The organism is Archangium lansingense (genome assembly GCF_026626635.1).
GTDB classification, from domain to species: domain Bacteria; phylum Myxococcota; class Myxococcia; order Myxococcales; family Myxococcaceae; genus Archangium; species Archangium lansingense.
This window is the reverse complement of the sequence record NZ_JAPNKA010000001.1, coordinates 8,485,796-8,510,026: the sequence shown is the minus strand read 5'-3', so window position 1 is coordinate 8,510,026 and position 24,231 is coordinate 8,485,796. Positions and strand designations below refer to the sequence as shown.

The window sequence follows — 24,231 nt, the reverse complement described above, 5'->3', positions numbered from 1 at the left end:
GTCACAAGTCTTTCTCCATGAACAGGCTCAGCGGATCTGGCGCGTAGTCGCCAAACGGGCCGCGGTCGCGATAGCCGAACCTACGGTAGAGACGGATTGCTTCGGGCTGTCGGATCCCTGTCTCTAGGCGCATCACACGAACGCCCGCCTCACGGGCGTCGCTCTCGAGACGTCGTAGGATGAACGCGCCCAGGCCGTTGGAGCGCGCCGCGGGAACGACGAACATCCGCTTGAGCTCGGCACAGCCCTCATCCTGCATGACGAAGGCCCCGCAGCCTTCGGCGACCCCCTCGGCCGACCGGGCGACGAGGAATTGCACCGAGGGGGTGAGCAGTTCTCGAACGTCCAGCATGTGGACGCTCTCCGCCGGATAGAGCGAGTAGGCGTACGCTTCCGACGCGGTGAGCAATGCGGCGACTTCAGGCTCCGTGGGGTCGCCGACGTGAAGCTGGTGTCGAATCACGCGGCGGCTCCATTCGTGCCGGGGAATGCCTCTCGCTGCGGCGAGACCGCATCCTCGCGGATCATGGCGGCACCCTTCTCCGCGATCATCATGGCGGCCGCTTGTGTGTTGCCGGAGACCATGCTCGGCATCACCGATGCGTCGATCACCCGAAGGCCGTCGAGGCCATGTACTCGCAACCGGGGGTCGACCACCGCGTTGGCATCACTTCCCATCCGGCACGTGCCGATGGGGTGGAACGAGGTGTCGCCTTGAGCGCGCGCATGGGCACGCAGCTCCTCGTCGCTGGTGAGCTCCGGCCCGGGCCTCGTCTCCTCGCCACGGTAAGGCTCGAACGCTGCCGCCGAGACGAGCTGGCGGGCGATTCGCATTCCCGCGATGAGCCGCCGCAGGTCGCTCTCCTCGGAGAGAAAGCGCGGCTGGATGGCGGGTGGCATGGTGGGGTTCGGGCTCCGCACGTGAATGGAGCCACGCGACTCTGGGCGCAGCGGATAGACGCCGACAGTCATGCCGGGGCGATCGTCGAGCCGCCGTTGTGAGCTCGCTCCGTAGCTGGCCGGTGCGAAGTGGAACTGGAGATCGGGAACGGGCTCGCTCGGTGAGGAGCGGACGAAACCGAAACCGACCGCGATGGGCATGCTCAACACCCCCCGCCGGTCGAACACGTAGCGGGCGATCTCACGAAGCAGGGAGAGCCCTCGCGTTCTCTCGTTGAAGGTGACGGGCTGGCGTACGCGCCAGCGCAACCTCGCGGCGAAATGGTCCTGGAAGTTCTCACCCACGCTCGGTAGCGCATGGCGGACGCGAATGCCGGCGCGCTCGAGGACCGCTGGATTGCCAATGCCCGACAGCTCGAGCAGTTGCGGGGAGCACACCACCCCCGCGGCCAGGATCACCTCGCGTGTGACAGAGACCTCGTGAGCCCGCCCGTCGCGAATGTAGTTCAAGCCGACACACCGTCGGCCGTCGAGCCGCAGCCCCGTCACGATGGCGCTCGTCACGGTCGTGAGGTTGGAGCGCCGCGCTCCTTCGAGATAGCCGTCCACGACCGACACCCGCCGCCCGCCCCGGTGAGTGCATTGATAGTAGCCAAAGCCCTCCAGGTCGCCGGAGTTGTAGTCGGGGTTGGTGCGGTAGCCGAGCTGGCTCGCCGCCTCGATGAAGGTGTCGCAGAGGATCTCCCGCTGGCGCGGCAGCTCAACCCGGATTGGACCTCCGGCTCCGCGCGTGCCGCTGGCTCCTCCTTGCCAATCCTCCAGCTTGCGGAAATACGGCAGCACCTCATCCCAACTCCAACCAGCCGCTCCCGAGCGCGCCCAGCCGTCGAAGTCGTCGCGTTGACCGCGCACGAAGATCGTGCCGTTGATCGCGTTCGAGCCCCCCAGCACGCGGCCCCGCGGAATCATGAGCCGACGATTGTTCAGGGTCGGGTCGGGCTCGGTTGCGAAGCTCCAGTCATACCGGGGATTGCCGATGAAGAACGTGTCTCCGCATGGCATCGACAACATGGGCGAGCGGCTCTTTTCGCCCGCTTCGAGCAGGAGGACGCGCGCGCTAGCTTCTTCGCTCAAGCGGGCGGCCAGGATACACCCGGCCGCTCCCGCGCCCACGATTGCGTAGTCCCAGGCCTGCATCAGTTGCTCCGTTGTACGAAGGTGGTTCGATGCATCCGGCGGCGATGCGCCGTCAGGTCGTAGACGGTCGCCCGATGCATCGCGCTGCGATTGTCCCAGATGATGATGTCGCCCGGGCGCCACTTGTGCCTGTACGTGAATCGGCGCATCACCGAGAACTCCTGGACGAAGGTCACCAGCGGCGCGCTCTCCGACTCGTCCATCCCGACCACCCGCCAGGGGACGTTGCCGCCGACATAGAGCGCCTTGCGGCCGTTCTCCGGGTGGGTCAGCACCATGGGCTGGGGCATGTCCACCCATTCCGCGCGTTCCTGTTCGGTCGGCGGAGGCCGGTCCGGGTAGTTGTACGGTCGCGATTGGATGCGGCTGATGATGACCTGGCGATTCTCGATCCGGCGCTTGGTGGCCTCCGGCAGCTCCTCGTAAGCCGCGAACATGTTCGCGAACAACGTGTCCCCACCGACGGGAGGCGTTTCGATCGCATGGAGCATCGAACCCGCCGGCGGGTCCGCGAGGTAGTGACCGTCGGTGTGCCACACGCGGCCACTCACGGGCGAGCCGATGGGCTTTCCGTCCACCTGGATGTTGGAGAGGATCAGGACCTCGGGAGCCTCGTCTTCCGAGAAGCGCTGCCGGGTATAGCTGACGACCTCACCGAATTTCCGCGTGAACGCCACCTGCTGAGCGTGTGTCATCGACTGGCCGCGGATCAGGAGGATGGTCGTGTCGATCCATGCTTGGTAGATCCGGTCGAAGTCGTGAGCCGAGATCGGCTGCGTCACGTCGATGCCGTGCACCTCGGTACCAATTCGCTCTGTAATGGGTGTCAATTTTACCATGAGATCTTGTAGTCCTCGATCCAGTGGTTGATCTCGATGAGATGAACGAGCATGTACGCCGGGCTCGCGCCACCCGGGAACGTTCTCTTGTTCTTTCTTTCTCCTTCGCTGGAACCCAGATCCTCGATGAGATTCTTCAGCGCGGGGACGTCGAACAACCCGGCGATGGGTGAACGGGGATCGTTCGCGAGCCGGTTTGCTTCGCGGACGAGCCCGCGATCGTAGTCAGGGTTCTGGATGTGGGGATAGGCGCTCTTCTTGCGATTCACCGTGCTGGCTGGCAGCAGGCCGGCCATTGCCGCCTTGAGCAGTCCCTTGGGGCCGCCGGTCGCCTTCATGGACCACGGCACGTTCCAGACGTACTCGACGAGCCGATGGTCGCAGAACGGGATTCGCACATCCAGTCCCTGGAATGCGCTCATGCGATCCTTGCGATCCAGGATCACCGAGAGCGGACCGCACATTCCGAGGTACAGCATCTCCCGCATGCGGGCATTCTCGGGATCCTCACCAGCCAGGCGCGGAACCTCGGAGAGCAGCTGGGCGTACCTGTCGCGCTCATCGGCCTTCGGGTCGATCTGCCTGGTGACGTCCGGCGAAAGATAGTCCGACAGCTTCGGCCCGGTTCCCATCCACGGGAAGTGGGTGCAGTGAATCGAGTCCGGATTGAAGAAGTAGGGATACCCGCCGAAGATCTCATCGGCGGCTTCACCCGTGAGGGCGACACCGCAGGAGCGCCGGATCCGTTGGAAGAGAAGGTACATGGAGGCATCGAACTGCCCCCATCCCGGCAAATCCCTGGCACGACGGGTCGCGGGCAGGACGTCCATCAGGTCTTGCACCGAAGCTGTCAGCGTCTGGTGACGGCTTCCGATGAACTCCGCTGCCTTGGCGGCATAGGGTGCGTCCACTTCTGGCCTGAGCTCGGTGGCCACGAAGTGCGCGAGGTCGCTCTCGAACTGAACGCAGAACGTGTCGAGGGTGCTGTCCGGCTCCTGCGTCCGCCGCGTCTTCAACGCGAGCGCTGCGACAGACGTCGAGTCGACGCCACCCGACAACATCGCTCCGAGCGGAACGTCGGAGGCGAGCTCCCGGCTGACGGCGTCTTCCAGCAGGGCGCGTACGGTACGTGCGGTCTCGTCGAACGATTCCTGGTGAGGCGCGCTGGTCAGGCTCCAGTACCGGCGCCGCGAGAGCCCTGACTCCGAGTACGAGATGAAATGCGCGGGAGGGACTTCCCGCAGGCCGACGAGGGGGGTCTCCCCGGGCAGGGTGAGGCGTGGTTGCAGCAGGATGGGTATCCCGGAGACCGCCAGACGGGCCTTGAAGAGGGGATTGGCCATGATCCCCTTCGGTTCGGATGCGAACAGGAGGCCGCCGGGGTACTCGAAGTAGTAAAGCGGCTTCACGCCGAACCGATCCCGCCCGAGCAGCAGACTCCGGGTGCGCCCGTCCCAGATCGCGAAGGCGAACGCTCCGGAGAGTCGTTCGATGAACGCGCTCCCCCACCGCAAGAACGCTTCGAGCAGCATCTCCGTGTCCGACTTCTTTCCGAGAGGGCCACCCAGGTCTCCAAGCGCCCTTCTCAACTCGCCGGAGTTGCTGGTTCCGCCGACGTTGACCGCCACCACGGTGCCCGTTTCTGTCTCGATGGCCGCGGACTGCTGGCCGCCCTTGACGTCGAGTGGGGAGCGCCTGCGGAGCCCGAGCGCGGCGCTTCGCGAGACCCAGAGGTGACCATCGGGGTCCCCGTCCGTCATCGCGCGGAGGAACTCTTCCTGAGCCCCGAGATCCCTTCGGAAGTCTACCCAGCCCACCAGGCCTTTCATGCGCTCTCCGTTTCTTCGCTCATGCCCACTCGGAGGGGGATGGGCTCCCACCGTACCGTGGTGACGTAGTCTTCGAATGTCTCGGCGCGGCGGATCTCGAGCACGTCGCCGGCCTCGGTCAGCAGCAGCTCCGCGGGACGAAGTCTGCCATTGTAGGTGAACCCCATCGCATGACCGTGGGCGCCCGTGTCGTGGATGTAGACGATGTCGCCCTCCGCCGGGTCGGGCAATCGCCGATCGACCGCGAACCGGTCGATGTTCTCGCAGAGGGAGCCGACGACGTCGACGGACACCTCGGGCCTGGGGCCGGCGAAGGGAAGGCTGACGTGGTGATAAGCCGTCCGGTAGAACCCGGGGCGCATCAGCGCGGACATCGATGCGTCGAGGCCGACGACCGCTCGCTCCTTCTTCACCCGGTTGATCACCCGGGCGACGAGGATGCCGTGGGGCCCACTGACGAAGCGGCCACATTCCATGAGTACGCGCGGACGGCGCCCGGGGAACGCCTTCGCGAGCGCCGCTCGGATCGCGGACGCGTACGCCCTGAAGTCGAAGGGCTGATCCTCCAGCCGGTACGGGATGCCAGAACCGCCGCCGAAGTTGATGTACTCGAATTGGATCCCGACCGCGCGCTCGATCTGGACGGCGGTCTCGACCAGCTCCTCGGCCGCGCGCACGGCATTGGAGACATCGAGCTCATTGGCGCAGCTCATGCCGTGAATACCGAAGCGCTCCGCACCGCGGCGATGGGCCTCCATGTAAGCATCCGCCAGGACCGGACGCGGCACCCCGAACTTCGACTCTCCGGCGACTCCCATCAACGTCGATCGCGCGGCGCCGCCGTTCGGCGCTACGCGGAATGCGATGACAGGCGGTAACGGCTCGGCCCGCCGCAGGTAGCGCTCATCATCGAAGGTGATGAGCGCGCCAGCGCCGAGTGCCTGCTCGTACTCCTCCAACGTCGTGTTGTTGGACGTGAAGACAATCGCGTCTCCCACGGCGCCGCTCGCCTGGGCGAGTTGCAACTCGACAGGGGAGGAGCAGTCCAGACCACTTCCAGCCTGGACCAGCGCCCTGAGCACCGCCGGGTTGGGCAAGGCCTTGACGGCGAAGTACTGCCGGAAGGGCCAGTCCCCGAAAGCCTGAACCATCGACCGGTGCGTCGCAACGATGCCGGCCAGGTCGTAGATGTGGAACGGTGTTCCGTACTGCTCCACCAGCTCCATCATGATGGGTTCGAGTCGTCGAGCAAACGTGGGTTGGATGGGCATCGCTCACTCCTCCGCCGTCTCGGATCCGGGGAGGCGGGCGACGCAGATGGTCCGGTTGCGCAGGCCACTCACGGGGCGGTAGTAGGGGAAGTGGTAGCTTTCCCAGACGGTGAAACCGCGTCGCTCCAACACCTCGCTCAGGTACTCCTTGGAAAGGAGCCAGAAATCGCGGAGGCGCTCGTGCGGTACAACGCGCGCACCCGACTTGGACGGCGCGTCGTTGGAGAGGACGAGCCAGCTCCCGGGACGGGGATTCAGCGCCATCAGCGTGTCGAAGAAGCCCTCCAACTCGGTGCCTGGCCGGTAGAGATGGCCGAGCAGGCCGTCGGCGTACACCGTGCTGAACGTGGAGAGATGCCCGGGCGGCAAGGCGGCGAAGTCCGCTTTGATCGCATTCACCCCCTTCGAGACGGCCAGCTCCACGGCCTCGTCATTGCAGTCGATCGCGTGGACATTGAGCCCCTTGGCCAACAGCCCGGCCTCGACGAAGGCATTGCCACAGCCAATCGAGAACACCTGATCCCGTTGCTTGGACAGCGACAGGATCTTCAGCTCCATGTGCGTGCGGTATTCCGGGCAATAGGTCGATGGCGTCACGGAGTCGTTGAACGCCTCACCTTTCTCCCAAATCTGGTAGATGGTACGTGCTGGACCATCCGCCGCGGTGCTCTTCGGACGGCAGTAGAAGTCGTGGAACCCTTCCATGATCGACACTCCTCTCGGCGATTCCTGCGTTGAAGTTGCTGCCGGTTGGGGGCGAGCGCTCACGTCGAAGACAGCGGCGTGGTTCTGCGCCTCGGTGACGCGAGGTTCTTGTTTGTATTCGAGCGTCTTCGGTGGCCCTTCACGTAACGTCGCGATGAGTTGGTCGAGATGGTGGGGAGTCGCGGGCCCGTAGGCTTGATGGAGCGCGATGGAGCGCTCCACGTCGCCGGCCAGGAGCGTGTCGGCGAAGACCCTGGCCAGCGAGCGGAACGCGGCGATGACGACCTCGGGATCGCCGACCAGGCGGGACTCTGCCCCCGGCTCGAGGGTCAACGCGCCGAAGGACACCAGGTAGGCCAGCTGCAGGTACATCCCGTCGGAATCGGGAAAGCAGCCCAGGCCACGATCCACGTAGCGCAGGCACTCCGCCAGGTGGTAGGTCACAACGTCGGCCGGCGGGATACCGAGGGCCGGCGCAAGCACCTCGGCGAGTACCAGAGTGCCGAACACGTCGGCCGCCGCCTCCTGCAACGTCACCGAGGCCCAACGCGCGGCGGAGTTCAGCGCCGCGAAGGTCACACCCTCGCGATGGACGAAGTGCCCGAACTCGTGGGCCAGTACTCCCAGCGTCGGGATGTGACCCAGCGCCGCACTGCTGGAGGGAATGGGCGTTCCGAGGTGAAGCAATCGCCGCGCGAGGGGGAGCGAGATGGTGTTGAGGAGCGCGTGATGGGTGTTCGTGAAGTGATACGTCTTCTTGAAGGGCGAGTGCTTCACGCCCTCGTCCTCGGGCAGGAAGTAGGCGATGTGCTTCGGGTGCCGGTTGCCTTCTCCGGCCATGAAGAACAGCCGAGTCGCCGAGAAGGCCGGCACCTCGCCAAGACGCAGGTGGGTGTGCAGGGAGCGGACGTACGCGGCGACGTCGGCCATGTGCTCACTGGCCTTGGCGACGGCGGCTTGCCGCTCCTCGTCACGGACGCAACCGAATGCCGTCGGAAGCCCGCGCGTCTGTTTGCCGTACCATGTGGAGATGTTGCCGGCGATGAAGGTGATGTCTTCGTCAAGTCCGGCAAGCGCCGACAAGGTGCCGTCCTCGTAGCCGCGCTCCACGGCTCCAGCCCTCAGTTCGAGTGCCCGCCGGTCGGTGGCGTTCGGTAGCAGCTTCGCGATCCGGTGCAAGCACCTGGTGACCGATGCGGCGTCGTGCATTCGCGCCGGGCCGTTCACGACCTGCGTCTTGCTCTTCTGCCATGCGACATCGATGGCAGTGCGGAGCGTCTCGAGCTCGGCGGCCAATCCGGGTCCCAGGGACGGAACCTCAGGGGCGAGATCGAGGCAGATGAGACGGTATTCGTCCGAGGGCGGCCAGAATGCACTGCGCCATTCCCGATAGCGAGTCGCTCGTTGCAGGTTCTGGTCGTAAGCAAAACGGTCGATTGCCATTCTCCCCTCCAATCTCAACCGTTCCTCGCCAGGGACAAGGCCCACGGGGGAACGCCCGCCCACTCGATGAGCGACCAGTTGCCGATCGTCGCCGTCGCGTATCCCACCGCCGTCGTGGAGCTCTGCGCGACGAGCATCATCTCGAGGGGCGAAATGGCACGATCCCGGCAGCACTTCCCCCAGGCTTCACGGTACCCATCGAGGTACTGGGAGTAGGCCTGCGTGTACAGCGTCTGGGACTCTTTCCAGGCCGCGCATACGGCATCGACGTACTCCCGATGCGCCGCTTCCCATGTCTTCTGCGCCTCGACGGGATCATTCGGCGCCGTGGTCATGCGATCGGAGTACCTCTTCTGCGCGTCCAGGATGTTCTTCTTGGTCTTCCCGTCCCAGATGTCCCCGAGCCTGCGAGCGTAGTCGTGGATGAGTGTCTGGAAGATATTGAACTGCGTGTCGTCGGTACGGCTGGGCGTGCGATCCATGGGAACCGTCTTCTCTTGAGGTTTCTCGTTTGGGGTTTTCACTTGGCTCGGACCATCCTTTCCCGAAGGCTTCGCGGACGCATGTCCGTCCAGACACTTCCAATGTGCGTGAGGCAATCCTTCTTGGATTCAGTGACGCCGATGGCCCGCCAACCCGCCGGAATTTCGAGCTGCGCCGGCCAGATTGAGTATTGCTCCTCGTGGTTCACGGTCACCTGATATGGCGTCGTGTCATCGGCTTCGTTCATGGGGAGAGCTCGTTGCTGGTTGGCGTCCTCGCTCTCCGGGCGCGCGGGACGATGGGAATACGCGACGTCGTTTCGGCTTCGCGCGCCTCGCGCCCCTCGCAGAACGCGCCGAGCGTGGGCGCCTCGAACATGCGACGGACAGGTATGTCGAGCCCGAGTTCGGCACGAATCCGCGACAGGATCCTCGTCAAGAGCAGCGAGTGGCCGCCGAGCTCGAAGAAGTTGTCGTCGCGACCGACCCGTGTCTCGAGGACCTCCGAGCAGATGCGGCAGACCGCCTCTTCGACCGAGCCGCGCGGGGGAGGCGGTGCCTCTTCGCTGGCCGGTGGTGGCGGCGGCAGGGCCTGGCGATCGAGCTTGCCGCTGGGCGTGCGGGGCAGCTCGTCGCAGATCAAGATCCGCGACGGCACGAGGTACCGCGGGAGTCTTTCCTGGAGCGAGCGTCGGATCGCGGTTCCATCGAGCACCGCCGACGGCGACGGCACGATGTAGGCGACGAGATTCGGATGGCCGGGCCGATCCTCGCGCAGCATCGCGACACAGTAGGCCACGCCGGGCATGGCGGAGATCGTGGCCTCGACCTCACTGGGTTCGATGCGTACGCCTCGGAGCTTGATCTGCCCGTCGACACGACCCAGGAACTCGATGTTTTCGTCAGCACGCCACCGAGCGAGATCTCCCGTCCGGTACATCCGGGAGCCCGGTGCACCCCGGGGATCCGGCAGGAAGCTGGCGGCGGTCAGATCTGGGCGCCCGAGGTATCCACGTGCCACCGCCGGGCCACCAATGAAGAGTTCGCCGGGAATGCCGACGGGGACAGGGCGCAAGTTCCGGTCGAGAATGCTCACGTGAGCGTTGGCGACGGGCCCGCCAATCGCCGGCGCTCGGCCATCAGGCACGCACTCGGCGAAGGTGGCCCACACCGTCGTCTCCGTCGGACCATAGCCGTTGATCATTCGCCGTCCCGGAGCCCAGCGCTCAACCAGCCCCGCCGGGCAGGCCTCGCCAGCAACGAACAACAGTCGTAGCGCGGGGCAGGCCTCGACGGGAAGAACACCGAGGGACGATGGGGTCAGCGTGACCATCGTGATGGCGCGCCGCTGAAGCAACGCGACCAGCTCGGCACTGGGCAGGAGCTGGTCCTGCGGCTCCAGACACAAGGTCGCGCCCGCCGCGAGCGTGCCCGCCACTTCGAACACCGAGGCGTCGAAGCTGAGGGTCGCGAACTTGAGGACGCGGTCTTTCGCGCCAAGTCCAAGCACATGCGATTGCGCGGCGAGGAGCGACCGGAAACCCCGGTGGGTGACCATGACGCCCTTGGGCTGTCCGGTGGATCCGGAGGTGTAGACGATGTAGGCGATCTGGTCGGGGTCGATCTCCACGGGCGCACCGCTTTCGACCGCCGGCCCGTCGTCGAGCGCGTCGGCGCGGATGATACGGGCGCCACACCCACCGAGCCGCTCGGCACCGGGCTGGTCCGTGATGAGCACCTTCACGCCCGCGTCGCCCACGAGGTACAGCAGGCGCGCCGCGGGCAGCGCGGGATCCAGCGGTACATAAACCCCACCTGCCCGCAGGATGGCGATCAGTGCCACTGGCAACTGGACTGAGTTCCCGAGGCACACCCCCACCCGGACCTCGGCCGTGACGCCCAACGCACGCAGCCTTTCGGCGAGGCGGCTGGCGCGGGTGTCGAGCTCCGCGTAGTCCAGCGTGCCGTCGGGTCCCTCGACCGCGAGCCTCGTTGGCTCACGCCGCGCGTGCAGGTTCACGAGCTCCGCGAGTCCGACGTCCGCCGTCAACCGTGGGCCTCGTCCCCAGCGGTCGAGCACCTCGGGCGCCTGGGACTCCGATAGGAGATCCCAATGAGACAGCGGAACGTCCGGATCCTGGACGACCTGCCGGGCCAGCAGGTCGAGGTGCGCGGCCATGCGTTCCACGGTCGCCGCTTCGAAGAGATCTTCGGCGTACTCGAAGACTCCCATGAGGCGCCCATCGACCTCGGTCATCACCAGGCTCAGCTCGAACTTGGCGGTTCCATTCCCCGCCAATGGATCCGCCTCGTGTCCGCGCGGTGCGGTAGCCTCCCCCGGGGCGCCTCCGGACTGCGCCGCGTGGTGGAGTCCGAACGCGACCTGGATCAACGGGTTCCAGCCGAGGTCGCGCCTCGGCCGCAGCTCCTCGACGAGGCGATCGAAGGGGAGAGCGGCATGAGAGTAGGCGCCGACCGTTTCCTCGCGAACGCGCCGAAGCAGGGCACGGAAGCTGGGAGCCCCGGAAAAGTCGCTGCGCAGCACGAGCGTGTTGACGAACAGGCCCACGGCGTCCTCGAGCTCCGCGTGTGGGCGGGCACCGATCGGCGTCCCGACGAGGAAATCGTCCTGTCCGGAATGACGGCGAATCAGCTCCAGGTAGACCGCGAGCACCGTCATGAACAACGTGGCACCCTCGCTCCGGCCGATCTCCCGCAGCGCGAGAACGCGTTCCGCATCCAGCTCGAAGGAGTGGGTCGCTCCGCGGAGCGCCCGCGCCTTGGAGCGGGGCCGGTCCGTTGGTAGCTCGAGCCGGTGTGGAGCTCCCGCGAGGTGTGTCCGCCAGTAGGCAAGCAGGTCGTCGAGCTCCTTGCCGCTCAAGGCGCTCCGCTGCCAGCTCGCGAAGTCGGCGTACTGCAGGCGAAGGGGAGGCAACGACGGCGGGTGTCCGCTTTCCCGTGTTTTGTAGAGGCTGATGAGGTCGCGATGCAGGACCTTCATGGACCAGCCGTCGGAGACGATGTGGTGCATCGCGAGCAGCAGCAGATAGCCCTTGCTCCCCAGGTTGAGCAGCGTCGCGCGAAAGAGCGGTCCGGCCGCGAGGTCGAATGAGCGGCGCGCGTTTTCGTCGATGTGGCGCCTTGCCTCCGCGTCGAGCTCGTAGGCGGGCAGATAGGAGAGGTCGATGGTCTCAAGGGTCGCATGCCCCGCGGGATTGACGACCTGGAACGGGAGGCCATCGACCTCCTCGAAGACCGTCCGGAGCGCCTCGTGGCGGCGCACGAGGTCGTCGAGGCTGTGGCGAAGGGCCTCGACGTCCAGCGACGCGGGCAGCGCGTAGGCGCCCGTCAGGTTGTAGGCAGGATTCCCCGGGACCATCCGATCAACGAACCAGAGCCGCTCCTGCGCGAAGGACGACGGAAACACCGAACGGTCGCGCGGCAGTGGCTGGATCTCGACGGCTGCTGTATCGGAGCCAACGGTCTCCGCGGGCCTCGCCGCAGTGAGCGCGGAAGCCAGGCGGGCAATGGTCGGGTGTTCGAAGATCCAGCGCACCGGAACATCCATCGCGAGGCGCTCGCGCAAGCGCACGGTGACTCGGGTCGCCGTCAGCGAGTGCCCTCCGAGGGCGAAGAAGTCCTCGTCGCGACCGACCCGCTGCAGCCCGAGCACGTCGCACCACGTACTGGCGAGCACACGCTCCAGATCCGTGCCTGGCTCGTGCACCACCTTCGATTCGGTTGAGGGTGGCTGCAGCGCCCGGCGGTCCACCTTCCCGCTCGGGGTGCGGGGGAACTCGTCCATGAGGACGAGCACCGCTGGCACGAACGGCTCCGGCAGCAACTGGTACAGCGTCTGGCGCAGCTCCGCGGGGTCGACGCCCGGGTCATTCGAAAGGATATAGCCGACGAGACGCAGATCACCTCCGGCAGCGGGGAGGGCCGTGACGACCGCCTGCCGGACGCCAGGCAGCTTCGCGAGCACGGTCTCCACTTCGGCCACCTCGACGCGATACCCACGGATCTTGACCTGGTCGTCACTCCGTCCGAGGAACTCGAGCCGCCCGTCCGGCAACCACCGCGCACAGTCGCCCGAGCGATACATGCGCGCCCCTTCCTCCTCGGCGTGAGGATCCGGGAGGAAGCGCTCGGCGGAGAGCGCCGGCTGGTCGAGGTACCCTCGCGCGACACTGAGGCCCCCGAGATACAGGTCACCGGGAACGCCCACGGGAAGCGGCTGGAGAGCCCCATCCAGGACGTACACCCTCGCATTCGCGACGGGTCGGCCGATGGGTGGCAGCGCGCTCCAGCCAGTCGGCTCCGCCGCGAGGGCCTCCTCGGTGACGACATGCGTCTCCGACGGGCCATACTGGTTGAACAGGCGGCAGGAGGGGTGGGCCGAGAACCACCGGCGGAGCGCTGGGGTCACCTGCAGTTGCTCGCCGGCGGTGATCACCTCACGCAGATCGGCCAGGGGCTCGCGGAACGTTCCCGCCTCGGCGAGCGCTCGCAGGGCCACGAACGGCAGGAACAAGCGCTCGATGCGGCGTTCCCGGCAGAGATCGATGAGCAGGTCCGGGTCGCGACGCGCGTCGGGTCCGGCGACCACGAACTCGCCTCCGGTCGCCAGGCAGAGGAGCAGCTCCTGGAAAAACACGTCGAAGCTGGGAGAGGCGAACTGGAGCGTCCGCCGTGCGGCGCCACGTTCGTCGCGGCTACGTTGCCAGAGCACCAGGTTCACGAGGACCCGATGGGTCATCGCGACCCCCTTCGGTCTTCCCGTGGAGCCCGACGTGTAGACGACGTACGCGAGCTGGTCGGCCGACGTGGCGTCTCGACTCCAGAGCTCGGCGGACATCGAATCGGATCCATCGTCTTCGTGGCCCTGATCGATGTTCACCCAGGTGAGGTCTGGCGCGACCCTCTCGCCTCCCGACGCCCCGACCAGCCATCGTGCACCGGAGTTCTCAGCCATGAAGCTCAGGCGCGTGGCGGGATAGGACGGATCGAGCGGCACGCACGCGCCACCCGCCATCCAGACGCCGAGCGTCGCCACGACGACGTGCGGGGACGGCTCGGCGGAGATCGCAACCCGGCTGTCCGGTCCCACCCCCATCTTCCGCAGACGCCTCGCCAGGCGAGACGCGCGGCGAATCAGCTCCGTGTAGCTCCAGCTCTCCGTGGATGACGAAACCGCGGGCGCGGACGGGGTGCGCGCCGCCTGATCAGCGCAGAGCTCATGGGCGAGAACCTCGCGCTCCTTGAAGTGGGCGGTCGTCGCGTTCCAGCGCTCGATCGCCGAGCGATCGGACGGGCTCGCTCCGAAGAGCTCGGAGAGCTCCGCATCCGGCGCCGCAGCGGCCTCCGCAGCGGCACGGATGTGGGACGCGAGCCGTTCAATCGTCGTCGCCTCGAAGAGATCCGTTCGGTACTCGAGCGCGCCGTAGAACTCCGTGTCGTCCGTGCCGCTGCGCTCCGTCTCGTCGACCATGAACAGCGTGAGGTCGAACTTGGCGGTCCCGGACTCCGCGCCGATACCGCGTCGTGCATCCCTCTCGGCAGGGCTGGACGAAGCCGTGGGCGTCGAGCCAGGAGCGCCCTGCGCACCCGGCCGCTGAAAGGCGAACATCACCTGGAAGATCGGGTTGTGCGCGAGCGTCCGCTGCGGCTGCAGCGCCTGCACGATCATCTCGAAGGGCAGATCCTGGTGGGCAAACGCCTCGATGACGGCCTCGCGGACGTGCCGCAACACCTCGCGGTACGTCGAACGCTTCCCGAGGTCCATTCGCAAGGGCAGTGTGTTCGAGAAGAACCCGATCAGCTCCTGCAGCTCTCGCTGCGGCCGACCAATGACGGGCGTACCGACGACGACGTCCGTGGTACCGCCCCACCGGCTCAGCACCGCGCCGAAGACAGCGAGGAGAACCATGAACGGTGTCGCCTGCTCCTCGCTCGCGAGGCGGCGGATCGCGGCGGATGTCTCCACTCCAAGAGACAGGGGCAGTTGCCTCCCCGCGTAGTTCTGCTCGGCCGGCCGAGGCTTGTCCGTGGGCAGGGCGAGCAGTGACGGCGCGCCAGCCAGCGTCTTCTTCCAATGCGCGAGCTCCGCGGCGAGTCGATCGCCCTGCAAGCTGGCGCGCTGCCAGATCGCGAAGTCCGCGTATTGGACCGGCAACGTCGGCAGGTCGTCCGGCAAACCGGTTCGCTCGGACTCGTAGAGCGCCGCCAAGTCTCGCTGGAGGATGTCCACAGACCGTGCATCCGCGACGATGTGATGGACTGTCAGAAGAAGCACGTACTCCGTCGCGCCCATTCGCAGCAGGTGCGCACGGAGCATCGGCCCTTTCACGAGGTCGAAGTAGCGGCGCGCTTCGAGCGCGACCAACCGCTCCGCTTCCGCCGCCCGGATGGCGGGAGGGGAGCTCGACAGATCCGTGACCGCCAGGGCTACGGTCATGATCGGATCGAACACCTGCTCAGGGCCGAGCTCGCCGCTGACGAAGTGGGCCCTCAAGCATTCGTGCCGATCACCCAGCCGCTCGAGGCTCCTCTCGAGGGCGCCGATGTCGACCGGGCCTCGAAGGGCGATGGGGAAGGAGATGTTGTAGACGGGAAGACCAGGCGCGAGCTGATCCAGGAACCAGAGGCGCTCCTGGGCGAAGGAGAGCGGGATGACACCGGCACGTTCGACGCCGCGGAGCTCGGGCGAAGCATCCGCATCGCCACCAGCGACCCCATCGCCAGCAACGGGGGCCGACTCCACGGCGCGTGCGAGTGCCTCGATGGTGGGCGTCGTGAAGATGCTCTCGTAAGGAAGATCGACACCCCATTTTTCCGCGATCTGCACGATGACGAGGATCGCGGCGAGCGAGTGGCCGCCCACCTCGAAGAAGCTTTGGTCCATCCCGAACTCAGAGTGCCCAAGCGCCTCGGCCCACATCGCCGCGATCTGGCGCTCTACGTCGGTGCGAGCCTCCGTGTGCCGCTCTTGGCGCGTGGTTGGGCTCGACTCCCCCTGGACGTTTGGCGCGACCGGACCGGCGACGGCTGGTCCCGCGGATGCGCGGGCCTTGCTCGCCTCGCACCACGCACGGTCCTCGGTGTCGAGCGGCGCGACGGTGTCGAGGGAGCGATTGGGCTCGGTGGCGAGGGCCTCGACCATGCGCGCGTAGTGGCGCGCCACCCTCTCCATCGAGGCCCGGTCGAACAGGTCGGTCGCGTACTCCAGGACGCCGAACACCCGGTTGCCAGCCCGGCTGAGGTTCAGCGAGAGATCGAACTTCGCGGTGCCCGTCGAGGCCAGGACGTCGGCGGAAGCGGAGGCGTTGCTCGACGCGAGCTCCTGGAAGCCAAACAGGACCTGGAAGATCGGGTGATGGCTCAGCTCGCGTGTCGGGCTCAGCTCCTGGACGAGCCGATCGAACGGAACATCCTCCTGCGAGTAAGCGCCCACCGCCGCTTTCCGGACTCGGCCGAGGAGCGCCGCGAACGTCGGCTCTCCCCCACAGGCGAGCCGGATGGGCACCGTGTTCGTGAACAGCCCGATCACCTCTCGCCACTCGGTCCGGCTGCGGTTCGCCATCGGGATGCCGAGCACGACATCGTCCTGGCCCGAGTACTGGTGCAGAAGCGCCGCGAAGGTCGCCAGGTACGCCATGTGGGCCGTAACGCCGTGCGCTCCGGCGACGTTCGCCATCGTGGCGCTTGCCTCCGCGCCGAGCTCGAAGGAGATGAGACCACCGCGGAACGAGGGTTGCGCGGGCCGTGGACGATCCGTCGGCAGCGAGATGAGCGTCGGCGCTCCCGCGAGGTGTTCGCGGAAATACGCGATTCGCTCCTTCAAGACGGCGGGACTCATCGTGCTCCTCTGCCAGAGGACGTAGTCGCCGTACTGAAGCGGAAGGGCGGTAAGCGTGGGCTGCCCACCTACCAGCAAGGCCTCGTAGCACGACGCGAGGTCTCGCAGCAGGATGTCCGTGGACCAGCCGTCGGCGATGATGTGGTGCAGCACGAAGATGACGTACTGTTCGTCGGCCGAGAGACGCACGAGGGCGGCACGCAGGAGGGGCGCTCGACGCAGATCGAACGGCCTCTGCGTCTCTCTCTCCATGATGTGCCCCGCTCGGCGCTGGCCTTCGTCGATCGGGAGCTCCGAGAGGTCATAGAGCACGACGCGGACGCGTACGGACTCGACCACCCGTTGCACGGGCTTGCCGCCCTCCATGACGAAGCACGTGCGCAATGCCTCGTGACGGGTCAGGAGGTAGTCGACGCTACGTTGCAGGACCTCGTGATCGAGCGGCCCGTGCGAGGGCACGACCACCGGCATGTTGTAGAGCGCCGCTTTCGGCCGGAGCCGGTCGTAGAACCACATTCCCTCTTGCGCGAACGCGAGGGGGAGGTCCTCGCCGGTTCTCCGCTTGACCTTCATCGCCTGGGGCGCGGTCGTGCCCCTCTCCGTGGTCACGAGTTCGGAAAGGCGCGCGGGGGTCGGGTTCTGGAAGATCGAGCTGAGGGGCAGATCGATGCCCAGGAGTTCGTTGATGGAAGCGACAACGCCCGTCGCGAGGAGTGAATGTCCGCCAAGCGCGAAGAAGTCGCCGTCCGGATCGAAGCCCGATGTGCCGAGGGCCTCCGCGAACAACTGGCAGAGCGTGGCCTCGGTCTCCGTCCGTGGAGCGCGCGATGCCACCGCGGACTCCTGCGCGGGGCGAGGCAGGGCCGCACGGTCCACCTTGCCGCTGGTGGTCCTCGGCAGTTCGTCGAGGAAGACGATCTGCGACGGGACCATGTACGGCGGCAGCGTGCGCCGCGCGAGGGCATCGAGCTCGTCCGGCACCTGCGCGTCCGCGGTCACGTAGGCGATGAGTCGAGCGTCCCCCGTCGGAGAGTCGCGCAGCACGACGACCGCGTCACGCACGCGCGGATGCTCCCGGAGCGCCGACTCGATTTCACCCAGCTCGAGGCGCTGCCCCCGCAGCTTCACCTGATGATCGATGCGGCCCCGGTACTCGAGAGCGCCGTCAGTACGCCAGAACACGAGGTCGCCGGTGCGATACATGCGCGCGCCCGGCGTGCTCAAGAAGGGATCGGGCACGTAGCGCTCGGCGGTGAACGCGGGGTTTCCGAGATACCCTCGGGCTACCCCAGCGCCAGTGATGTAGAGTTCGCCTGGGACCCCCACGGGCACTCGCGACAGGCGCTCATCGAGCACGTACACGACGGTTCCATCGATCGGCCGACCGATGGGCGGAATGGCCGGATCCGACGACTCCACCCGAATCCCCGTGGAGTAGACCGTGGTCTCCGTCGGGCCGTAGAGGTTGTTGACAATCACCCCCGGCGCCCGCTCGTGCAGGCGCTGCACGAGATCCCGCGCGAGGGGCTCGCCGGCGAGGTTCACCGTCCGGAGCGAGGGTCCGGGCCGCCAGAGCCGCAGCAGTTCCCTCATGGCCGAGGGCACGGTGTTGATCAGCGTGACATCCGGCGCTTCCGGCGAAGCGAGCGTGAGGATGTTGTCGACGAGGACGATGGTTCCTCCCTGGGTCAGGGGGAGGAAGAGCTCGAACACGGAGATGTCGAAACAGATCGACGTCGAAGCCAGTACGCGAGCGTACTCCTGGGCATCGAAGGTGGCCTCCGCCCAGTCCAGCATCGCCGTGACGCTCCCATGCGGCACCGCCACACCCTTCGGGCGGCCGGTCGTTCCCGAGGTATAGAGAACGTAGGCAAGGTTGCCCGACTGCGTGACTACGGGCGGCAAAACGCCTGGCTGGACGTCGTCGGCCTGGTCGAGGAACAGCGGTTTCACGCCGGGCGGAAGGTACGCGGCGAGTGCCTCTTCCGAGACCACCCACGTCAGACCCGCGTCGGTGGCGATGTAGCCCAGCCGCTCCCGTGGATGCGTTGGATCGAGAGGAACATATGCGGCTCCCGCCTGGAGAACCCCCAACAGCGAGACGACGAGGTTCGCATTGCGCCGCATGAGGACGCCCACGCGCTCCTCGGGCCGGATCCCGCGCGCACGCAGACGTTCGGAGAGCGCCGTGGCGCGCGCGACCAACTGCGCGAAGGTGACAGTCTCGCCTCCGGCCTCGACCGCGACAGCGTTGGGCGTGAGCCGCGATCGCGCCACGACACGGTCGTGGATGCGGTCCCATGACTCGACGGTTCGAGTGTCTTCCTGGTTCCGCGCTTCGCCCTCCCAGGCGATGATCGCCTGCTCCTCCGAGGCCTCCATCATCGTCAGGGCGCTCACGCGTGCGTGGGGCGATTCGACGAAGGCAGCCAGGATCCTGTTGAAGTGAGTGTTCAGCCGGAGGATGCGCGCGGCGTCGAACAAATCGGCGGAGTACTCCCAGGCGCCTGCCAGCCCATGGGGGGTGTCCGTCATCAGCAGGCTGAGATCGAACTTCGACGTCCCGGTCGTCGGAGGAGCGAGCGGAGCGGTCTGTCCACGCCCCCCGGCCTCCCCAACCGACGTGGGTGATGCGCTCTTCTGGAAGGAGAAGAACACCTGGAAGAGGGGGTGGCGACCCACACTGCGCTCGGGCTGCACGGCCTCGAGGATCCGCTCCAGGGGGACCTCGGCGTGCGCATGAACATCGAGCACCATCGCTCGGACCTGCTCGAGCAGCTCGCTCACCGTCGCCGTACCACGAAGGTTGACGCGCAGGACGACGGTATTCACGAACAACCCGATGATGGACTCGAGCTCCGGGCGATTCCGGTTGGTCACCGGGCTTCCGATGAGCAGATCGGCTTGGGCGGCATGCCGGCTCAGCACGGTCGCGAATGCCGCGAGGAGAGTCATGTACAGCGAGCACCCGTGGCGCTGGCTCAGGGCGCGCAACCGCTCGGTGAGCTCCGCGTCCACGACGAACGATTCCTGCCCTCCGAGGTAACTCGGCACCGCGGGCCGCGCGCGGGCGGAGGACAGGTCGAGCACGGTGGGAGCCCCGGCGAGCTGGGCTCGCCAGAACGCGAGCTCGACATCCAACGAGCCAGCGTCCAAGCGCTCACGCTGCCAGCACGCCCAATCCGCGTATTGGAGTGCCAGAGGCTCGAGAGGCGACGGCTCCCCCGCGTTGAACGCTGCGTACAGCTGCCCGAGCTCGCGGACCAGCCCTTCAATGGACCACGCGTCCGCGATGAGATGGTGGAGCACCAGGAGCAGGAAGTGGTCGTTCGCGGAGAGGCGATAGAGCGTCGCGCGGAGGAGGGGGCCGCGGGCGATGTCGAAGGGGCGCCGGCTCTCGGTGGCCGCGAGACTGACAAGGCGCGCCTGACGCTCGTGCTGCGGAAATCGTCGAAGGTCGACCGTCGCCAACGGCAGCGGACGGGGCGGAGACACGACCTGGACGGGACGACCGGATTCCGTCGCGAATGTCGTGCGCAGCGACTCGTGCCGTCGTACGAGCTCGCCCAAGCAGCGTTCAAGAATCCCTGGGCTGAGCGGACCCGGTAGAGGGAGCCAGACCGGCATGTTGTAGACGGCCGTGCCCGCTTTCAGGCGCTCAAGGAACCACAAACGCTCTTGCGCGAACGACGCGGGAAAAACGAGTGATTGCTCGGAGACAGGAGCGAGCGAGAGCACCTTGTTGGTCATTCAGTCCCGCCCCCCTCGAGTGGTCACCAGCGTGGTTGCCAATGGGCGAACGGGTTTACACCCACGTATTTAAGCTGTCAACTCTGAGTGTGTGTGTGTTGACTGGAAGTGAAGGCAGTCGCGCGCGAGGGCACCTGAGAGCGCAGCTTGCCGTGCGAGATGTGCTGGGGCACACCCGCGGCCAGGTACTGCTCACCGGCCCGAACCCTGGTTCGGTGGTGGGTATGTCCAAATGCAGTGGACAGACGCTGGCCGCGCACCGATTGTACGGCTGCGCTCGCCCGCCCCGTGAAAGACCGTGCCTTCGTGGCGGCGACAGGACAATGAAGTGTTTGATGAAGTGTTTGATTCTAGGCGGTGCCTCACGGAAGAGCGGCCGTGCAGCCGCCTGGGGCACACGCCTGCCCCCGCCACCCCAGCATGAGTGGAGCGGCTGGGGGCGGGGGAGCGGGGGCGCTTGTTGCTTGTTCAACATCACGCCAGCCGCGGTGACTCCCGCGCCGGGGGGCGGCTTCGGAGGCGGTATCGCTTACGGCCCGGTTCCGATGAAGACATTGGCCCCGAGCGTGCTCGCAATGTATTCGATGGCCCGCTGGCCCCGCACACTGTTGCCATACGCGTCGAGTGGGGGGGAGAAGGCGGCGATGGCATAGCGGTTGGGCACCACCGCCACGAGACCTCCCCCGACGCCACTCTTGCCGGGCAGCCCCACGCGGAAGGCCCACCCGCCAGACGCGTCATAGAGTCCGTTCATCATCATCACCGCCAGGATGTGAGGGATGTTCTCTCGCGCCACCACCCGCTTGCTGCTCAGGGGGTTGACCCCCTCATTGGCGAGCGTGGCCCCCATCACCGCCAGATCCCGGGCCGAGATCGAGACGGAGCACTGCCGGGTATACAGGTCCACCGCCCCGAGCACGTCGCCCTGCATGCGTCCGTAGCTCAGGAGCAACTGGGCGATGCCCTTGTTGTGCGAGTTCGTCTCCGACTCCGAGCGATAGACCTCCTGGTCCACGGGGAGCGAGCGGTTGGCGAAAGCCTCCATCGTACCGAGGATCTCCGCCCACCGCTCATCCTGCGTGCCACCGCGCACGAGACCGGTGGTGGCCATCGCGCCCGCGTTCACGAAGGGGTTGGCCGTGTGGTTGGGGATGAGCTCGACCGCCAGCACCGAGTTGAAGGGCATTCCCGAGGGCTCGACGCCGACACGCTTCTCCAACTCGTCCGCTCCCAGCTGGTTCATCACCCGGCTGAGCACGAACAGCTTCGAGATGGACTCGATGGCGAAGGGATGCTGGGACTGCCCCACCTCGTAGACGTCTCCCTTCACGGTGACGATGGCGATGCCGAACAGGGAGGGATCCACCTTGGCGAGCGCGGGGATGTAGTCGGCGTTCTTGCCCTCGTTCAAATCCTTGTACCGGAGGTAGGCCTCCTGAAGCACTCGGGTGAACTCCTCGGGCGTGGGCAGCGGGCAGGTGGGGCAACTGGTGGCCCGTGCCTGCCCCTGCCTCGCGCCGAGGCCGGGTTGGATGGAGACGCTCGGCGGCCGGCATCCCATGGCCGCCAGCGTCAACAGCAGGGTCAACCCCCTGAGGCTTCTCGGGATTCGAACGAGTCGGTGGCTCATCGGATGGGGACGATGACCTTCTTGGAGGAGACCAGGAGCGTGCGCGGATCCACGGTGACCACGGTCACCTCGTGCTCGCCCGTGCGCTCGGCCCGGAACGTGAGCGCCCCGGCCTGCTCATCAACCAGACGCAGGGTGGTGGGCTCGCTGAGCGGCTCGACGAGGTGTTCCGGCCTGGCCTGGACGTTGATGGTGAACGTGTCGCCCACCTGGACAGGGGGCCCCGGGGGGGCCGCGTCGACCGGCGGCAGGTGCGCCTGGAGATCGGAGACCACGGCGGCGGCCGCCTTGCTTTGCAGCCAGTGGGCCAGCGCCTCGAGATCGACGTCCGTGTTGGTCGCCTGCAGGTCGAACGTGACGTTATGGAAGACCCACAAGTAGCGCGAGCGCCCGGTGCCCTTGAACATCGCCGCGGACTGTCCCAGGGTCGCGGGCCCCTTGGTGAACACGGGTCGGTCGAGCTGGTGGGTCGAGCCCAGGTTCACGAAGCGGTGCTGCGCGGTCTCGGCGGTGTCGCTCGCGACGTAGATGGAGATGGAGATCTCCGCGTCCTTGCGCTGCAGCCTCCAGAACCTGAGCGCCTCCCTGGGTCCGCCCAGGATCTCCTCGTAGCTCAGATCCCAGCCCCCACCACTCAGGACCGGCGCCTGGCGCGGATCGGGCCACTCGCAGGCCACGCCCTTGCCCGGGGCTGCCGGAAGGGCCTTCTCGTTGAAGTCCACGGCCGACTTGAAAGACACGAGTTCGTCTGCCTCGCGAGGGCTGCTCATGACCTGGTTCACCTTTGTCACGCCCGTGTAGTAGCTGATGTCAGCGGCCGTTCCCCGGCGGATCCGAGGAGGGTTGGGAGTGTTGCCGTCTGTGGCCTCGTCGACGTAGACCGCGACGGATTGATCGCCCACGTGGGGGCCCGCGCACGAGTCGGCGATATTGCCCTTGTCCACCAGGAAGCAGAAGGCGTGGTTGCCGAAGGCGGTGCGCTTCGGATCCGAGTCGGCCACGACGGGCTCGGTGTTGTTCGACATGTAGAACGGGTTGTTGCACGTGCCCCGGCCAATGAGGTTCGTCTTGGCCATGTACCCGAACGGCTTCATGAAGCAGTACTTCACATTGGTCACGCCAATCGTGCGCAGGTAGTACTGGAGCACGGCGGCCTGATCATAGCAGTTGCAGATCGTATTCGGCTGCTTGATCGCGGCGAGGTAGCGCGAGAGGTAGAGGGTGACGTTGTCGAAGTTGGGGTAGTTGGGGATGGCGGTGAAATGGTTTGCCCCCTGCCAGACGTCGTAACGCGGCGGGTTGCGACTGAAGCACCACTCGACCACGCTCTTGACGTCCGTCGGCAGGTTTTCGCTCACGCCATCCCGCAGGAAGCTCAGCGTGTTGTTCGCCACCGAGAGCGTCCGCGCGCCAGGCGCGTCCAGTGCGCTCTTCACATCCCGCAGCAACTCCACGGGCATTCCTCGGAGGTACGGGGCGTCCGCATCCGCTGGCACCCAATAGAGCTCGAGTTGCGTCTCCCCGAGGTCTATCGTCGTGCCCGCCCCAGAGAGGGCCCAGCGGATGCCTCCCTGGATCGCCATGAACCGCTCGGGAGGGGAACTCAGCGAGACGTCGGCCTCTGCGGCCCCGTTGCTCAGGGCCTTGCCGTCCACCGGTCCGGAGAAGAGCAGCACCCCAGCGTGTGAGCCACGAAGCTCGTATCCAGCGCCGGCGTCGACCTTCTGCGCCTCAAGACGCACCCGCAGCACGGCGGGGCTCGCGCCCAGCTTGAAGGCAGCTGGCCGCGTCACTTCCTTTCCGCTCTGCCGCTCCCAGATGGGGGCGCGCAATGACAGCAGCTTGTTGGAGATGGAAAGAGTCGTGAAACCCTTCTGCGTGATGCTTAGCACCTGTGCCTGGCTCTTCTGCTGCACGGTCCCCCCCTTGTGTCATGACATTGTGTCGGGTTTAGGGAAGTCTAGCGCCCCCCTTTTTTCGAAGCAAAGAATATGAGAACCCGCGCGCGTTGGCGGGTCGTGCCAGAAGAGGCGGCGAGCAGGTCGAGGGATGCTCTGGCGAAGAGGGGAGTTCCGCGTGTGCCCATCCCGGGGAACTCAGCTTCCCGGAGTGCGCCCCATGAGTTCCTCGATGAGGAACTCATCTCCGAGCGACTGCGAGACCTGCTCGATTGCCTCCGTGGAGGCATCCACCTGCATTCGGCGCGGAGTGGCTCCAACGAGCGAGACGCCGGGCACGAGCGCCACGCGCTCCTGCCATTCCGGCTTCGTCGGATTCGCATGGTGCTTCACTGCGATGACGTAGCGTTTTTTGTTCTGAGAGGTCAT

General features: G+C 66.5%; 12 protein-coding genes. All 12 read right to left on the bottom strand.

What is annotated here, in order from left to right:
- Window position 1 precedes the first annotated feature (1 nt).
- The 12 genes from OV287_RS33775 to OV287_RS33720 all read right to left on the bottom strand — a co-directional run bounded on the left by OV287_RS33775 (window position 2) and on the right by OV287_RS33720 (window position 24,231).
- The gene (locus OV287_RS33775; protein WP_267538160.1) at window positions 2–463 is read right to left on the bottom strand and encodes a GNAT family N-acetyltransferase; all 462 of its coding nucleotides are present in this window, start codon (window positions 461–463) and stop codon (window positions 2–4) included.
- Window positions 460–2,097: a GMC family oxidoreductase gene (locus OV287_RS33770; protein WP_267538159.1), complete on the bottom strand. Its 1,638-nt coding sequence runs from the start codon at window positions 2,095–2,097 to the stop codon at window positions 460–462. The genes OV287_RS33775 and OV287_RS33770 overlap by 4 nt, the downstream gene beginning before the upstream one ends.
- Window positions 2,097–2,936, bottom strand: a complete 840-nt coding sequence (locus OV287_RS33765) for a TauD/TfdA dioxygenase family protein (RefSeq protein ID WP_267538158.1) — start codon at window positions 2,934–2,936, stop codon at window positions 2,097–2,099. The genes OV287_RS33770 and OV287_RS33765 overlap by 1 nt, the downstream gene beginning before the upstream one ends.
- Window positions 2,930–4,765, bottom strand: coding sequence for an asparagine synthase (glutamine-hydrolyzing) (gene asnB / locus OV287_RS33760; protein WP_267538157.1), 1,836 nt, complete (start codon window positions 4,763–4,765; stop codon window positions 2,930–2,932). The genes OV287_RS33765 and asnB overlap by 7 nt, the downstream gene beginning before the upstream one ends.
- Window positions 4,762–6,036 carry a diaminopimelate decarboxylase gene (locus OV287_RS33755; RefSeq protein ID WP_267538156.1) on the bottom strand — a complete coding sequence of 425 codons (1,275 nt, stop codon included), beginning with the start codon at window positions 6,034–6,036 and terminating at the stop codon, window positions 4,762–4,764. Before OV287_RS33755 ends, asnB begins: the two co-directional genes overlap by 4 nt.
- A 3-nt stretch (window positions 6,037–6,039) precedes the next feature.
- Complete coding sequence (locus OV287_RS33750) at window positions 6,040–8,184, bottom strand: class I SAM-dependent methyltransferase (protein WP_267538155.1); 2,145 nt, start codon at window positions 8,182–8,184, stop codon at window positions 6,040–6,042.
- A gap of 14 nt (window positions 8,185–8,198) precedes the next feature.
- The gene (locus tag OV287_RS33745; protein WP_267538154.1) at window positions 8,199–8,666 is read right to left on the bottom strand and encodes a hypothetical protein; all 468 of its coding nucleotides are present in this window, start codon (window positions 8,664–8,666) and stop codon (window positions 8,199–8,201) included.
- A gap of 38 nt (window positions 8,667–8,704) precedes the next feature.
- Window positions 8,705–8,914, bottom strand: coding sequence for an MbtH family protein (locus OV287_RS33740; RefSeq protein ID WP_267538153.1), 210 nt, complete (start codon window positions 8,912–8,914; stop codon window positions 8,705–8,707).
- On the bottom strand, window positions 8,911–20,274 hold the full coding sequence (locus OV287_RS33735; RefSeq protein WP_267538152.1) for a non-ribosomal peptide synthetase: 11,364 nt from the start codon (window positions 20,272–20,274) through the stop codon (window positions 8,911–8,913). Before OV287_RS33735 ends, OV287_RS33740 begins: the two co-directional genes overlap by 4 nt.
- A gap of 529 nt (window positions 20,275–20,803) precedes the next feature.
- The gene (gene glsA / locus OV287_RS33730; RefSeq protein ID WP_267538151.1) at window positions 20,804–21,862 is read right to left on the bottom strand and encodes a glutaminase A; all 1,059 of its coding nucleotides are present in this window, start codon (window positions 21,860–21,862) and stop codon (window positions 20,804–20,806) included.
- A gap of 38 nt (window positions 21,863–21,900) precedes the next feature.
- On the bottom strand, window positions 21,901–23,820 hold the full coding sequence (locus OV287_RS33725; protein ID WP_267538150.1) for a hypothetical protein: 1,920 nt from the start codon (window positions 23,818–23,820) through the stop codon (window positions 21,901–21,903).
- Window positions 23,821–24,000: 180 nt separating this feature from the next.
- The gene (locus OV287_RS33720; RefSeq protein WP_267538149.1) at window positions 24,001–24,231 is read right to left on the bottom strand and encodes a hypothetical protein; all 231 of its coding nucleotides are present in this window, start codon (window positions 24,229–24,231) and stop codon (window positions 24,001–24,003) included.

Coding starts and splice junctions, on each gene's coding strand:
- OV287_RS33770 (WP_267538159.1), bottom strand. CDS start 2,097: ATGCAGGCCTGGGACTACGCAATCGTGGGCGCGGGAGCGGCCGGGTGT.
- OV287_RS33765 (WP_267538158.1), bottom strand. CDS start 2,936: ATGGTAAAATTGACACCCATTACAGAGCGAATTGGTACCGAGGTGCAC.
- asnB (WP_267538157.1), bottom strand. CDS start 4,765: ATGAAAGGCCTGGTGGGCTGGGTAGACTTCCGAAGGGATCTCGGGGCT.
- OV287_RS33755 (WP_267538156.1), bottom strand. CDS start 6,036: ATGCCCATCCAACCCACGTTTGCTCGACGACTCGAACCCATCATGATG.
- OV287_RS33750 (WP_267538155.1), bottom strand. CDS start 8,184: ATGGCAATCGACCGTTTTGCTTACGACCAGAACCTGCAACGAGCGACT.
- OV287_RS33745 (WP_267538154.1), bottom strand. CDS start 8,666: ATGGATCGCACGCCCAGCCGTACCGACGACACGCAGTTCAATATCTTC.
- OV287_RS33740 (WP_267538153.1), bottom strand. CDS start 8,914: ATGAACGAAGCCGATGACACGACGCCATATCAGGTGACCGTGAACCAC.
- OV287_RS33735 (WP_267538152.1), bottom strand. CDS start 20,274: ATGACCAACAAGGTGCTCTCGCTCGCTCCTGTCTCCGAGCAATCACTC.
- OV287_RS33720 (WP_267538149.1), bottom strand. CDS start 24,231: ATGACCTCTCAGAACAAAAAACGCTACGTCATCGCAGTGAAGCACCAT.